The following is a 15,537-nucleotide window of genomic DNA, read 5'->3' as shown; positions in this document are numbered from 1 at the left end:
GCCCGGCGGCGGGCGCGGGAGTTGCGCAGTAAGTACGAGGCCCGTGATCTGGCGCTGCTGGCTACAAGAACGCCGTCGTCGAACATGGAGCCACGCAGGGCATCGACGTCGAAATCGTCCGCCGCGACCCCGCCACCAGGGGATTCGTCGTCCAGCCCCGCCGCTGGGTCGTCGAGCGCCACCTTCGGCTGGCTCATGAACCACCGCCGCCTCGCCCGCGACTACGAAGCCCTCCCGGCCCGCTCCGAAGCCATGGTTCACATCGCGATGATCAGCCTCATGACTCGCCGACTCACCAGCGAATCCACCCCGACCTGGCGCGGAACCTGAGCCCCGAAGTCAGGGACGAAACGCCCAGTCAGAGATGGTGACCAGCGCAGTGATGCTCCCGCCTCACATGGTTGGGCGGGAGCATCACTACTTCGACTCAAACCGCCGGTTCAAGGATCCGGCCCATTAGAGCTGAGGCATTCGAAGCTGGCACTACCTTTCAATCAGTCCTTGACTTTTTCGAATACGACGCCAGCGCACCAATCATCGGGATCACCGAGAGTACACAGGTCCGTCTCGGCCGTAGATTGGTTTCGAACTGAGACTAGCTTGGTAATGCTCCCCGCTACCAAATCCGCATACTTCGAATCAAATTCGAGCGCTACGCCCGTATTGGCGGCGCCTCCCGAATCCGATATCACCCATTTCCCATCCCCAGATATGAGATGGTCCATCCTGCCCGGGCTTCCGTCATAGGGGAAGTTGCTCACAGAGAACCTGCCGTCAGATTCAAAGGTGATCCTCGAGCCGACTGGAGACTCCCACGTTCCCGCCACGGTGGAGCCACTGAGGGCTGGGCCACTCGCACGGGGATCACTGGCGCAAGAAGTGAGGAGCGCCGCGCTTGCCAGTGTCGCAGCGATAACTATGATTCCATTCCCGGGGGCCGAGCGGTACAGTCTGCCCGATTTCATCGCTCGCCATGCTCCTTTACGTCAAATGAGATGGTCTGAGTCCAATTGTAGTGCTGGACGATCGTGGCACCGACACCGGAGGTCGAGTCATGCGTTTCCCCGCAGGCGTGGTCATGGCAGAATGACACCCAGGTTGTGGAATTCGATGCCCTAATATTAACAGTGACCGTTCGATTCTTGGAATCCACCTGGAGGACTTGATATTCCTCAGTGTATGAGCCAAGTATCGCATCGGCATCATTGGTTCCAATTGCGCCATTCGTAAGCAACGAAATCCCATCCATCCAGCTTCCGGGCCGACTTGCCGAAATCCACGGGGCGTCGGGGTCGAAGTGGGATGGCTTCGACTTATACTGCTTGGCTATTTTATAGAGCAGGGAAATGTTGTGGTCGTCGGTCGCGAGCTGGCGCACAATGTTTGAATTTGGGCCGAAGTAGAGGTCATGGTATGCGCCGCCGACCTCCAGCGCCCACATGTTTGCGAGATCGTATGGATCGAGCCTATTGAGGGCATCAGAAAACCCTGCCGGATAGTTGGGCGCGCTCAGCTGACCATAGTAGTGGGCGAGTGGTGCGCAATTTCCTTCGATCAGGCTAAAACCCTTGCAGCTTGATATCGCCGAGTCGCCCTTGATTTGTTTTGCGAGAGAGAGCTTGAGTTTCGACTTGACCGCTCCGACCTGAGCTTTCTTCTCCTCATTCCTGGCTTCCTCGGATAGACCAGACTGCATGCGCGGGCGATCCACGGCGTTGCAGGTATCGAGGCAGTGTGAAGTTGTAGCTATTAGTCCGGTGGGGTCGCTCTTGCCGATGGGGTTGCTGCCGGCGTAGTTGTAGCCGCCGAGCTGTTGGGCATCAGCGGCATCGAAGAGCGGGTCGGGGCTGATGAAGCGGCCGGTGACCGGGTCGTACTGGCGGGCGCCGAGGGTGGTGAGGTTGCTGGCGGCGGAGGTGGGGGCGTTGAGGAAGCCGCGGTTGTCGGGCCAGGTGGCCGGTGTGCCGCGGGGTGCGCCGTAGGGGGTGAACTGGCGCCAGGTCGGCGTCTGGCAGGTGTAGTCGAGGACGAGGCCGGCGCTGCCGTGGGGGTCGGCTATTTCGAAGCGGTAGTTGGTGCCGGTGCCGGTGCGGACGGTGGTGCCGCCGCCGGGCAGCGGGTAGTACCGCGTGCCGGTGAGGGTGCTGGTGGTGGTGTTGAGGGTGATCTGCTGGCCGGGCAGGTAGAGGGTGGTGGTGCCGGTGTCCTTCTGGAGGAGGACCTGGCCGTCGGCGCCGTAGACGTAGGAGGAGTTGCCGGTGGTGCCGCCGGTGATCGTGGTGAGGCGGCCGGCGTCGTCCCAGGTGAGGGTCTGGGTGCCGGTGGCGGGGGTGGTGCGGGTGGTGGTGTTGCCCGCGGTGTCGTACTGGTAGATGCTGTTGGCGCTGGTGGAGGTCAGGGTGTGCGCCTGGCCGGTGCCGTTTCCGTTGTAGGTGTAGGCGGTGGAGGTGTCGGCTCCACCGGTGGTGGAGTGCTCGGTCTGGCTGGTGCGGTTGCCCAGCGCGTCGAACGCCCAGTCCGTCCAGTAGGCGCCGCCGCTGATCGCGTCACCGACCTGGGAGTGCGCGGCACCAGTCGGGGCGGTGGCGCAGGAGTCGGTGGCGGTCCAGGCCTGGGTGAGACGGTCGAGCTGGTCGTAGCCGTAGCACTGGGTCTCGGAGGTCGCACCGAGCCGGGTGGAGACCTGGCGGGTGATGTTGCCGGCCTTGTCGTAGTCGTAGTGCTGCTTGTCGACGTCGCTGGCGGGGCTTCCGGTGGTGGCGCGGGAGACGAGCTGGTCGGTCAGGCGGCCGGTGTGGTCGTCGTAGGTGTTGGTGATGAAGCCGAGGTTGCCCAGCGCGCCGAGGGTGGTCTGGTTGACCCGGCCGTAGGCGTCGTAGGTGGTGCCCTGCGCGTAGCCGTAGCTGGCAGTCGCAAGCCCGTTCGGGAGGTCGAGGGCGGTGGCGTAGGAGTGCAGGACGGTCTCGGCCGGCAGGCCCGCTCCGAGGGGGGAGACGTCGCTGTAGGGCAGGCCGGTGTTGGTGGTGTAGTCGTGCTTGAACGTGTAGTTCTTGCCGAGCTGCGTGCCCTCGGTCGCGGACGGGATGGTGATGGTGTCGCCGAGGGATTCGCCGAACTTGTTGAAGCCGAGGGACTGGGTCACGTAGGCGGCGCCGCCGCTGTACGACGTCGTCGTGGTGGCGTGGCCGATCGGGTAGCCCATCGAGGCGACCGCGTTGTTGTCGTTGTCGTAAACCCAGGCGGCGATCTTGTTCGCGTCCGTCTGGCCGGTCACCGGTGCCGTGTAGGTGGCGGTCTTGCGGTTGAGGACGTCGTAGGTGGAGCTGACGGTCTTGCCGCGGGAGTCGGTGGTCTGGATCAGGTTGCCGGCGGGGTCGTACTGCATGGTGCTGTTGCCGGCGTCGGGGTCGTTCTTGGCGGTGGCCTGGCCGAGCAGGTTGTAGGTGGTGGTCCAGGTGGAGCCGTTGGCGGCGACGGTGTTCTGCTTGCCGTGGCCGTCGAAGCCGTAGGTGATGGCCTGGCTGGTGCCACCGGAGAGGGTGTAGGTGCCGGTGAACGTGTCGGCGGGCGGGGTGAGGGTCGGGCGCGCGGTGTAGTCGTCGAGCTCAGTAGTGCGGCCCAGCGGATCGGTGACGGTGGTCTTCACGGTGCCGCCGGCCGGCGGCACCACGGTGGTGCGGTCACCCCCGTAGACGGTGGTCGTGGTCTCCTGCACCGCCGCGTACTTCAGGGAGTCGGTCCTGACCGCGCGGCCGAGGCCGTCGTACGTGGTGACCTGCTGGTTGGGGATCTGCGAGTCCTGCACCGAGGCCAGCGCAAGGTTGGGCAGCGTCCCGGAGTCCCAGTAGGCGTTGTTCTGCTTGCGGACCCAGCCGCGGGAGTCGTAGAACGACTCGGTGACCATCCGGCCGCCCTGCGGCGTCGGCGTCTGCGTCTGCCGCACCCGGCCCAGCGAGTCGTAGACCGTCACCGACGTCGCATAACCGAGCTGCTCGTTCAGCTTGTCAGTGGTGACACCGGACAGGCCCGTGCTGGAGACGGTGTAGGTGTACTTGATGTTGGCCGGCGCCGGGCTGGTGCGGCTGTTGGTCCACACGGCGGTGAGTCGGCCGAGTGCGTCGGACTGGCCGGTCGCGGTGACGCCGTTGGCATCGGTTGCGGCGATGGTGAGTCTGCGGGCCGGTGCCAGGGCCGTCCTGACGCTCTGGTTCCTGGCGTTGGTGACCGTGCTGCCGGTGGTCAGGCCGACGGTGTCGACCGTGTAGGCGGTGGTGGTCGCGTTCCCGTTGGCGTCGTAGGCGACCAGCGGTCGACCGTAGGTGTCGTAGGTGGTGCGCTTGCTGGTCACCCAGCTGTAGGCGCCTCCACTGTGGTCGACGGCCGTGCGCACCATGGTGGGGTTGCCGACGGTCGGTGGCGCGCTCTGCGGGAAGGCGGTGTTGAAGGTGGGGTCGTCGTAGGAGGTGCGGGTCGCGGTGATCACCTGCGACGGGCGGTTGACCGTGGCAGGTGCGGTCAGGGTGTTGTATCCGGCCGGGACGGAGGCGATGGCGCCCTGGGTGAAGCCGCCGCAGGCCACGGACACGCTCTCCTGGGAGGCCACCAGGCCGATCAGGTTGAGGGCGGTGTTCGCTGGGGCGTAGGTGGAGGTGGTGCAGCGGTCGTAGGCGGCGACGGCCGGGACGGTGTGGCTGTAGCTCGCCGTCGGCAGGCCGAAGTTCACGTCGGCCGGGTCGGTGATGTAGGTGTTGTCCGTCTCGCCGACACGCCAGGTGGTGGCTCCGCCGGAGGTGACGGCCTGCCGGGTGTAGGTCTCGGCGTCCTTGACGGTGGTGGCCTTCAGGGCAGGCAGGCCGGTGCGGTTGCGGGTCGCGGTGGCCGGTGAGATCCAGTAGGACGTGATGGTCAGGTTCTCGACGGCGCCGGTGTCGCCCTTGTAGGCGGTGGATTCCAGCTGGCTGCCGGACAGCTGGTCGCTGTCGGTGTGCGTGCCCCCCTGGGAGTCGGTGAGGGTGACGGTGCGGGTGGAGGTCGGGGTCAGATAGTCCCCGTCCATGCCGCGGTGGTAGCTGGCGGTGTTCTTGGTCTTGCGGTCGTTGGCTCCGTCACCGGCGTAGGTGGTGACGGTGGCGTAGCCGCGGAACTGCCCCCAGGTGCGGTACTTGGGCTGGACGACCTCGTTGTCGTCGTAGTGCCAGGCCGCGCCGCCGCCGTAGCTGTAGGTGGTGGCCTTGGTGGTGGCGCCGCCGGTCTGGTCGGCTTCGAGGACCTGGGTGACGGCGTACTTCTGGAACCAGTCGGTGATCGGTGCGCTGTAGAACGGCGGCGTCCAGTTCACCGGATAGCAGGAGGCAGTGTTGGTGGACGGGTTCGCGGAGGCGATGGAGGCGGGGGTGCAGGGGTTGGGCAGGCCGTAGGAGATGCCGGTGACCGTGCCGAGCTCTCCGGTGATGGAGGTGAGGCGGTAGCGGAACATTCCGGGGAAGTTGGTGGTGTCGACCCGGTTCTGCATCGTGGTGCCGCCGAAGACGGTGGGCGGCAGGGCGATCGGGCTGCCGGAGCCGCCGCCGGTGGTGTCCTTGCCGGTGCGGACGACGGAGGCCAGCCACAGGGTGGGCGAGGTGCCGTCACCGGTCGGCGGTTCGGACTGCGTCAGGTCGTAGGTGTCCACCGGCAGGTACGTGCCCGCCGGGACGGAGTACTGGCTGGTGGTGATCTGCTTGAGTCGCACGGTGGAGAAGAAGGCCGGCGAGTGCGAGGTGCAGGTCGCCCCGCTGTTGCAGATCAGGTCGAACGGCACGTCCGGGTACTGGGTGCCCGCGTTCGACGCCGAGATCGGATCGCAGGTCGCCGCGGTGCAGCGCGCGCCGGTGGTGAACGCCACCTGGTCGGGGACGGTGCCGAAGGCGCCGCCGTCGTTGAACCCGTAGTCGATCCGCGCCAGGTAGGAGTCGCGGACGTACTTGGTGTTGGAGGCGCCGTTGTTCTGGCCGTAGTAGTTGGTGTCCTGGTTGTACCAGTAGGACATGGCCTGGCCGTGGACGTCCTTGGCGTAGTCCAGGTGCCACTTGTAGGCCATCGTGCACACCGACGACGTGAAGCCCGCGGCGTTGTAGCAGGGGTCGCCCGGGTGCGCGGAGTACACCGGCATGGAGTCGACCGAGTTAGTCACCGGCTTGCCGGCGCTCCAGCCGGGCAGCTGGTTGAGGCCGAAGGAGTACACCGTGCCGGAGCGGTCGGCGACCGTCCAGTAGTCGGTGTTGTACGTGCCGGTGCCGTTGTTGGCGCCGGTGACGTGGGTGATCTTCTCGCCGTGGTCGTTGACCGGCTTCCACACGGACTGCGCCGCGTCCCATACGAGCGCCGACGACGCGCCGTTGAGCGACAGGCTCAGAATCGGGCCGGCGTAGCACTCGTCGTTGGTCTCGGACGGGGACGCGGTGCCTTCCGGCTTGTCGGCGCAGGAGGTGAAGGTCTGCTCGATGTAGGAGTCCGGGGAGGACCAGCCGTCGCCGATCCAGGAGGCCTGGGCCTGGGTGGAGGCGGTCTTGCCGTCCACGGTGGCCGAGTCGTAGCCCAGTGAGACCTTCGGCGTCAGCGAGGTCGAGGCGCCGGGGGTCCCGATGGGGTAGGAGTAGGTGAACGAGCCACTGTTCCCACCACCCGTCCAGCTGCCGCTCGGCGCGAGAGGGGTGGCGGCGTAGCTGCCGGTCGCGCCGCCCTCCTGGCCGGTGGAGTCCGTGGCGGCCAGCACCTGCGGTGCTTGCGTGGTGGACGCCTTCAGAGCGGTCGTGCTCTCGGCGGACCAGGTGGCGGAAATTGCCCGGCTCGAGTCCTCCGTGGTGGAGGTCTTGGTGGCAGTGGTGGGGGCGGCGCCGAGGTCGACCTCGGCCGACACGGATGCCGTCTTCGCGTCCCGCTGGGTGGTGAGCGGTGTCTGGACCCGGCAGGCGGGTACCTCGGGCGTGGTCAGTGCGCAGGCCGGCAGTGAGACCAGGTGGAGGCGGGAGGCGTAGTTGCCTCCGTAGGCCTCTGCGAAGGTGGAGTAGTCGACGCCGACCCTGACGCTGCCCTGCCCTGCGGTGGTGGGCTTGACGGTGAAGAGCACGCCGGAGATGCCGAGGTCGGCCGACTTCTGACGGTCCAGCACGCTGATGCCGACCTCACCGGGCCCCTGGTAGGCGCCGGCAGCGGGCTTGGCGGCCTGGACCCACACCGGGGTACCACTCGCCGTCTGCTTCGCGCCGTCGGACTTATCCGTGGGGGCGGCGAGGTGCACACTGCCGCTGGTGGCCTTGGGCCAGGCGGTGGCGTGCGGGGTGTAGGTCTTGCGGGCTTCCCCGCCCGGCGCCTGGCCCGGTTTCGGGTTGAGGTTGCGAACGCCCTTGACCGCCTTGGCGGACGGCGCCGCGGGTAGCGGCCCTCCGCTCGCGGGGACGGCGTAGGCGGGCGCTGCCACCAGCGCCGACAGAAGAGCCGTGACGGATATGAAGGGCAACCAGGAGCGCCCTGATATGGACGATTTACGGGATCCATGTGGTCGACGGGCGTCGACGGGTATGCGCATGGCGCGTGGGCACCTCTGTCGTCAGCTGCGCGCGGGCAGCACGGAACACCGGCGTGATCACCGCCGGTGCGTTGACTATGGCAAGCCACCTGACTGCGAGTCACCACCTGATGGGCCCCCACCTGCCACTTTGACAAAACCTTTACCGAGGACTTCTGTCTCATATCGGACATAGGGTCTGCAATCCTGCGTGCCGAGTCGACCGGCGGACATCGCCGGATTGTCGCCGAGCCTTCGCCCTCCCCGCGGAGGCCGTTTCGGCCCTGGGCCGTCACCATCGGCTTGGCAAAGGCTTTATCAAGTTTTCAAACGGCATCTCCGACATAGTGTCAGGAATCCCCTCAAGGCGTGATCGCAGTGCAGGGAAGCGCGTTCGGAAGCAGGGGCTCTGACGTGCAACTCTTCCCGCGAGGCTGCCGCAGGCAGCACCGACACGACTCTGTGAGAGGCGGGGCTCATTCCCGTGCCAGCACCCACACCACGCAGCCGCATCCTCGCGGCGGCCCTCGCCGGGGCACTAACCGCGATGACGCTCACCGCCCTGGCCGCACCCGCACACGCCGACCCCGCGACAGCCGCCCCGGAGGCTGCTCCGACCGCCGCGCTGACGGCCGACCAGGCCTCCGCCAAAGCCCGCGCCACCGGCAAGGCCGTCCCCGTCGACGCCTCGACCACCGCAACAGATCAGCTGACCGCCAACCCTGACGGCAGCCTCACCCTCAATCAGGCCCTCGCCCCCGTCCGCAAACGCAAGGACGGCGCCTGGAAGCCACTCGACACCACACTCGTCAAGCGCGCCGACGGCTCCATAGCGCCGGCCCTGACCACCAGCGACCTCACCCTCTCCAAGGGTGGCAACGGCCCCCTCGCCGTCATGAAGTCCGGCACCCGGTCCTTGTCGATCACCCTGCCGGACGCGCTCACCAAGAGCCTTCCCTCCCCGGCACTCGACGGGCCCACCGCCACCTACAGTGTGCTCGCGGGCGTGGACCTGAAGGTCACCGCCGACCCGCAGGGCGGCTTCTCCGAAGTCCTCGTGGTCAAGGACGCCGCCGCCGCCGCGAACCCGGCTCTCAAGTCGCTCGCCTTCACCACCAGGACCAGCGGCATCGGCCTCACCGCGGATGCGGCCGGCAACATCGCCGCCAAGGACCCGCACGGCAAGGTGGTCTTCTCCGCTCCCGCCCCCGTGCGCGGCGTGTGGGACTCCGCCGTCGACACCGCGGCCCCCACCGTCACCGACCCGACCACCGGCACCACCCTCGACGCCCGCAGCGGCAGCCCCGCGCGCTCCAGCGCCGCCGCCCCGGGCGCCACCGCCCACACCGCACCCATCGCCGCGACCGTCACCGCCGGGTCGATCACCCTCACCCCCGACCCCGCGCTGCTGTCCGGCCAGAACACCGTCTGGCCGCTGTACATCGACCCGACGTACTCCAGCGCCGGCAGCCCGCTGTACGACTGGACCTACGTCAACTCCACTTTCCAGACCACCAGCTACTGGCACACCTCCGACGCCACCGGACTTCGCGTCGGCTACAACGGCTGGGAATCCCCCAACTACGTCGGCCGCGCCTACGCCCGGATGGGTGTCCCCAGCAGCATCTACGGCGCCCAGGTCACCTCCTCCCGGTTCTACGCCACCGAGACCTGGTCCCCCTCCTGCACCGCCACCCCGGTCGAACTGTGGTGGACCGGCGGCATCACAGGCTCCACCACCTGGAACAACCAGCCGAACTGGACCGGCAAGAGCGACACCCAGACCGTAGCCAACGGATACTCCAGCAGCTGCCCCACCGCCTCCGTCGGCTTCGACACCACTTCACTGATGCAGTCCGCGGCCAACGGAAACTGGGGAGACGTCACCCTCGGTCTCAAGGCCTCCAACGAGTCCGACAAGTACGCGTGGAAGAAGTTCCAGCCGTCCACGATGTACATGTCCACCACCTACAACCACACCCCCACCACGCCGGCTCCCCTCACCACCTCGCCCCAGACCTCCTGCGGCGGAACCCCGACCGTGATCGGCAACGGCGACGTCAGCCTCTACGCCGGCGTCAGCGACCCCGACGGCGGAACCCTCGGCGTCGCGTTCACCGCGGTCAAGAGCTCCACCGGCGCCGTCATCGCCTCCAGCACCACTGGTTCGCTGTCGGCGACCTCCGGTACCACCGCCTCGCTGATCATTCCCAGAGCCACCCTCGCCGCAGCAGCTGGCGGCGCCCTGACCAACTTTTCCTGGAACGTCGTCGCCAGCGACGGCATCGCCAACAGCCCCACAAGTGCCACCTGCACTTTCACCTTCGACCCGACCGTCCCCGGCGCCCCGAGCATCTCGCAGCCCGCCACCTCCTACACGGTCGGGACCACTGCCAACTTCAGCGTCACGGCGAACCCCACCGGCATCGTGCCCTCCAGCTACCTCTACCAGCTCAACGGCGCCGCCCCCGCCACCGTCGCCGCCGTCTCCGGCAACGCGACGGTGACCATCAAGCCCACCCGGCGGGTCAACACTCTGACGGTGACGGCGATCTCGGCCGGGGGGAATGTCGGTGACTCTGCCAGCATCGTTCTCAATGCCACCGCGCCCGCAACCGCGGCGGAGAACGACCTGACCGGCGACACGCACCCCGACCTCGCGGTCGTAGGCAACCGGGCCAACCTTCCGGCGGGCCTGTGGATGTCCTCCGGTACGACAGTGAACACACTCAATGCCGCCGCAGACAACATCGGCGCACAAGGCACTGCGGTCAACACCAACGGCAACCCGAGTGATTGGAACGGTCTCCAGGCTGTCGTTGGCCACTTCGCCTCCGGCGACGGGTTCAACGACGTCCTCGCCTACAACCCCACCACCGGCACCGGCACCGTTCTTTTCGGCAGCGGCGACGGCTCCGCTCTCTCCCCCGCGACCGGTGCCGCGGTCAACGTCATCGACAAGGCCTTTACCACCGGCTCCGGATCCAAGGCCACCCGGATCGCCAGCGCCGGCTCCCTCTACAACACTCTCAACGACGAGCCCGTCAACGGCTTCCCCGGGCTGCTCCTCATCCTCGACGGCTCCCTCCAGGTCGAACAGGCCGCCGTCACCACGGGGACCTTTACGGGCACCGGCGGAGCCATCGACGTCTCCGACACCAACCCCACCGGCACCGGCAACTGGACCGGCTGGACCATCACCACCACCCTGGTCAACGGTCTTCCCGCCCTCTTCGCCCGCTCCGACGCCGGCGGCCAGCTCTACTACTACAGCCCCCAGAACCTCCTCGACCTGCCCATGGGCAACCCCGTCACCCCCCTCCAGGTCGCCTCCAGCGGCTGGGACGCCACCAGCAAGCCCGCCTTCCAGGCCGCCGACATCGACCGCAACGGCACCGCCGACCTCTGGGCCGTCGACGCCAACGGCAAGGCCTCCCCCTACCTCTTCAACGGCACCACCCTCACCCCCACCGCCAACCAGACCCTCGTCACACCCACCCACACCTGGGCCCTCAACGACAACACCACCAACGGCGCAGCCGTCACGACCGCCAAGGACACCACCGGCACCACCCCGCTCACCGGGCAGGCCGGCGCCACCTGGAGCACCAAGGACATCTTCAACCCCGACGTGCGCCTGAGCGGCACCAGCACCGGCGTCATGAGCAGCAGCTCCGCCGCCCTGTCGCCTTCGGCGGACTTCACAGCCTCGGCGTGGGTGAAGGCGGACGCGACGGGCGGTGTGCTGCTCTCGCAGGACGGCACCCAGTCGGCGGGCTTCATCGTGTACGCGGACAGTGCGAGCAAGCAGTGGTACTTCTGTATGTCGCAGGCCGACAGCAGTGCCTGGGCGTATGACTGCGTCCACGCCGGCGCGGGCGGTGGTCTCGTGCAGATCGGCACGTGGACGCACCTGACCGTCAGCTACAACCGCACGTCCAACGTCATGGCGCTGTACCTGAACGGCATCGAGACCGTCTCCGGGCTGCACAGCCCCGTGGCCGGGTTCACCGGCGGCTTCCGGGTCGGCGACTACATGTACCAGGGCAGCCACGTCAGCCCCTTCAAGGGAGCCGTCTCCAACGTCCAGGTCTGGGCCGGCACGACCCTCAACCCCAGCCAGGTCGCACTGCTGTCCGGTACTCCCGGCTACGTCCTGTTCCCCAGCGACGACACCAACTACTCCAGCGGCAGTACCTGGACCACGAACCGCGCCGGCATGACCTTCACCAACGGTCTCCTCACCATCACCAAAGCCGCCGGCGGCACCTGGACCCAAGGCGCAAGCGGCTACCCCAACGCCGTCCTGACCCTCCAGTCGGACGGCAACCTCGGCATCTACCAGCAACCTGCCCACACACCCGGCACGGCCCTGTGGGCCGTCGGAACGGCCTCCCCCGGCGACAGCATGTTCCTCCAACCCGACGGCAACCTCGTCATCTACCGCTACGACGGATGGCCCATCTGGGCCTCCGGCACCGTCAACTAACCACCCCCCGCACAAGCACCCGTTCATAGCTGCCCGGGCCGACACGGCCCGGGCAGCCGGGTGTGGGACTCCAAGGGCGGCGGAGGGAAACTGGGGGTCCAGTTCCGTCACCCGGTGCCTCAAATACCAAGCGGCCCCTTAGCTTGACTCTGTCGGTGATCTTGGTGGTCCCCGGCTGAGCAGGGTGATCAGTGGGCAGGTTCGTGGCTGTGGTGCAGGTCGACCCAGTGGCGAGGTGCGCGTTGTCCGTCCGTCCCCGTTCCGGCGAAGAGGTTCCCGCTCTGACTGTGCAGGTCGCACGGGCGAGCAATCCGAAGGGGACGACGGCGATGTGGGTACGGGACCGGCTGGACGGGCTGTGGCACGACGAGGACTTCGCCGGCTGGTACCCGCGCGACGGCCGTCCCGGTCTCTCGCCCGCCCAGCTGGGCACCGTCTGCGTGCTGCAGTTCCTGCTCGGACTGTCGGACCGTCAGGCAGCCGAAGCGGTCCGCTGCCGCATCGACTTCAAGTACTCCCTGGCCATGGATCTGAACGATCCCGGCTTCCACCACAGCGTGCTGACCGACTTCCGCGAGCGCCTCACCCAGGACGACGGAATCCTGATAGTCCCGCCATGATCGGCGCGTGAGCGAGTACTCGTGACCGGGGCCGGGCGAGGCCGGGAGGCTACGCCAGGTGGGGTGGATGGGTGCCGGTTGGCTGTTCTGCGCTGCTGCGCAGAACAGCCAACCGGCGCCCCGCCTGTCGTCGCCGTAGTGGTTGAGCTTGCTGGTGGCGCCTGCCCAGGTGCCGTCGGCCTGCTTCTTGGCGGTGGTGAAGGCGGTCAGGCGGTGGGCCGGGTCAAGGGCCCATTCCTGCTTGGTGTCTCCCTTCTCCTGGGCGGCGACCTTGTCGTTGGCCCAGTAGGTGTTGGTGGCGCCGGTGCCGGTCTTGGTGGTGCGGCCGAAGGCGTCGTAGGTGAAGCCGGTGTCGGTCAGACGGTCGGCGCTGTCGTAGGTGTGGTTCTCGACGACGGCGCCGTCGGTGGTGCAGGCGGGTTCGGTTCGTTCCGGAACGGGGCGGGCGGGGTGGCAGGGTGGCCGGGGCCCGCTCTGTGTACGGATGTGGTCCTTGTTAACATGCCCTGCTTGGCACAGCGCCCATCTAATCCTTGGATCATTGATGTCACTGCCTCTCAGCCCCACGCAACGAACTCAGCGGCTGGACTCCCTCACCGGCCTCCGATGGTTCGCGGCGCTAGGGACTGTTCTGAATTCAGATCATGGTGTGGGCTTCAGGCTGCGGAGCCAAATGATGGAGCCGCGCAGGTGGAGACCTGCTTCGAAGCTGGCGGGCGTCTTGTCGTAGCGGGTGGCGAGGCCCCGCCAGTCCTTGATCTTGTTGATGGCTCGTTCGACGGTGTTGCGATCGCGGTACAGATCGGCGTCGTGGCTGACGGGCCGTCCGCCGCCTCGGCCTCTCTTCTTGCGGTTGGCGGCCTGGTCGTCCTTCTCCGGGATGACTGCCTTGATCTGGCGTCGGCGCAGGTAGGCCCGGGTGGTGCGAGCGGAGTAGGCCTTATCGGCGGCCACCGCGTCGGGGCGCGTTCGGGGCCGGCCGATCGGGCCGCGTACCTTGATCTTGTCCATGACGGCGGTGAACCGCGGGTTGTCCGCGCTCTGGCCCGGGGTGAGTACGAGGGACAGTGGGCGGCAGCGCCGCTCGGCAGCCAGGTGGGTCTTCGTGGTCAGCCCGCCGCGCGATCGCCCCAGCGCGGCCGCCTTGAGCCGGGCCCGGTGGCGTCGGCGTAGTTGGCGCTTCGCCTCCCGCCGGGATTCCTCCGCCTCGTCGGTGTCGTCGCCCCGGCCCGCTATCGCTCCGGTTCGTCCCTTCGCAACAGCCCCTTTTCCTCCGCGACGGCTTTCTCCAGCTCCTCCAGCAACTCGGCGTCCACGACCATCCCGGCGGCGTGATGGTGCGCACGAGAGACGGTGGAGTCCACGCTGACCAGTGACAAGTCGACCTGGCCGCGCGCGGCGGCCTCGGCGATCATCCCCTCCATCAGCGTCTGGAAGACTCCCGTGCGCGCCCAGGTGCCGAACTGGCCGTAGATCGTCGACCAGTTGCCGTACCGCTCGGGGACATCCCGCCAGGGACTGCCCACCCGGAACCGCCACATGATCGCGTCGAACTGCCGCCGCAGGTCCGGGATCGGCCCCGTCGCCGCCATCGGCAGGAACGGCTCAACCAGCTCCCACTCACTGTCCGTCAGATCGCCGCGCGTCATGGACTCGTTCTACCAGCCACCACACCACCGAGGAGCACGAACCGGCGCAATCATGATCTGAATTCAGAACAGTCCCTAGCGGTGTTCATCTACCACAGCGGGCAGATATGCCGGGTCCCCTATCTCGGTGACTACACCCTCTACGGAGACTCCGGGGTGGCGTTCTTCTTCGTACTGTCGGGCTTCGTGCTGGCCTGGTCGTTCTCCGACGAGACCAGGATGCGGGTGTTCTACTGGCGCCGGCTGGTGCGCATCTGGCCCGCCCTGGTGGTGAGCGTGGCCTTCGCCTATGTGGCGCTGCACCAGGTGTGGTCGGTCGCCCACCAGGACGTGTTCCTCGCCGTGAGCCTGCTGCAGGCATGGCACCCCAACGTGCTGCTGACCGGCAACCCGGTGTCCTGGTCGCTGTCGGCGGAGGCGTTCTTCTATCTGATCTTCCCCTTCGTCATCCGCCCGATCATCAAGGCCAAGCCGGTCGTCCTGGCCGCGCTGGCCGCGCTGCTGGTCGGTCTGGACCTGGGTTTCCGCAAGTGGGCGTTCGACTACTACCTCCCGCACCACAACGACACCTTCCACCTCCTGGTGGTGCTGCGCATTCCGCCGTACCGGGCCCTGGAGTTCCTGCTCGGCATCGTGGTGGCAGCCGCGATGCTCAGGGGCTGGCGGCCGCGCATTCCGATGAGCGTCGCGCTGCTGCTGGTCGCGGCCGACGTCTACGCCATCAAGTGGGCCATGGACCAGCAACTGCTCGGAATGTTCTGGTGGAACCAGCTGATGACCCCGGCCTTCGCGGTGCTCATCATCTCCGCCGCGGGGCGGGACCTCGCCGGGAAGCGCTCCGTGTTCCGTTCCCGCTCGCTGGTGGCACTGGGGACCTGGTCGTACGCCTTCTACCTGATCCACCTCACCGTGATGAAGTGGCTGGAGCCCCACGTCAAGATGGTGCAGGGCGAGCGCTGGCAGAACCTGGTGCCCCTGTGGACCTTCCTGTCCGTGGCGGTCGTGCTGTCGTGGCTCTGCTACCGCTTCATCGAGCATCCCGCGGACAAGTGGCTGCGGCGGATCGGCCCGAAGAACCCCCGCCGGCCTGCCGTGCACGCGGTGCGCGTGCCGGCCCCGGGCCCGCTGCCCGAACCCGCGGCCGCCACCCCGGTGGCCCAGGGGGCAGCCGCGGGCGGCCAGTAGACCGTCGGCGGGCCGCGCGCCCTGCACCACGGCGGCCGGCCGGCCGGG

At 67.6% G+C, this 15,537-nt stretch carries 4 protein-coding genes and 2 pseudogenes; 4 read left to right on the top strand and 2 right to left on the bottom strand.

The genetic code is table 11. The features are described from left to right. Positions 1-59: 59 nt before the first annotated feature. Positions 60-330: pseudogene (locus tag OG871_RS39150) on the top strand (transposase); the annotation flags it as partial. Positions 331-961: 631 nt separating this feature from the next. Here OG871_RS39150 and OG871_RS39145 read toward each other — a convergent pair. Then, positions 962-7,459 (bottom strand): RHS repeat-associated core domain-containing protein, encoded by a 6,498-nt coding sequence (locus OG871_RS39145; protein WP_371493453.1) that lies wholly within the window; start codon positions 7,457-7,459, stop codon positions 962-964. Between the two features lie 634 nt (positions 7,460-8,093). Here OG871_RS39145 and OG871_RS39140 point away from each other — a divergent pair. Next, positions 8,094-12,035: a hypothetical protein gene (locus OG871_RS39140; RefSeq protein ID WP_371493454.1), complete on the top strand. Its 3,942-nt coding sequence runs from the start codon at positions 8,094-8,096 to the stop codon at positions 12,033-12,035. A 329-nt stretch (positions 12,036-12,364) separates the two neighbouring features. Beyond that, positions 12,365-12,655, top strand: a complete 291-nt coding sequence (locus tag OG871_RS39135; RefSeq protein ID WP_371493456.1) for a transposase — start codon at positions 12,365-12,367, stop codon at positions 12,653-12,655. Positions 12,656-13,297: 642 nt separating this feature from the next. On the opposite strand, the pseudogene OG871_RS39130 reads toward OG871_RS39135, so the two are convergent. After that, positions 13,298-14,304, bottom strand: a pseudogene (locus OG871_RS39130) (IS5 family transposase). Positions 14,305-14,385: 81 nt separating this feature from the next. Between OG871_RS39130 and OG871_RS39125 the strand changes: the two are divergent. Continuing rightward, positions 14,386-15,489: an acyltransferase family protein gene (locus OG871_RS39125; RefSeq protein WP_371493457.1), complete on the top strand. Its 1,104-nt coding sequence runs from the start codon at positions 14,386-14,388 to the stop codon at positions 15,487-15,489. Positions 15,490-15,537 lie beyond the last annotated feature (48 nt).

The sequence above is a fragment of the Kitasatospora sp. NBC_00374 genome (assembly GCF_041434935.1).
GTDB lineage: Bacteria > Actinomycetota > Actinomycetes > Streptomycetales > Streptomycetaceae > Kitasatospora.
Note: the sequence above shows the minus strand (reverse complement) of the source record. Positions and strands in the feature narration are given on the sequence as shown.

Excerpts from the sequence above, each read along its gene's own strand:
- OG871_RS39140 (WP_371493454.1), top strand. The coding sequence starts at position 8,094 with ATGACGCTCACCGCCCTGGCCGCACCCGCACACGCCGACCCCGCGACA.
- OG871_RS39135 (WP_371493456.1), top strand. The coding sequence starts at position 12,365 with ATGTGGGTACGGGACCGGCTGGACGGGCTGTGGCACGACGAGGACTTC.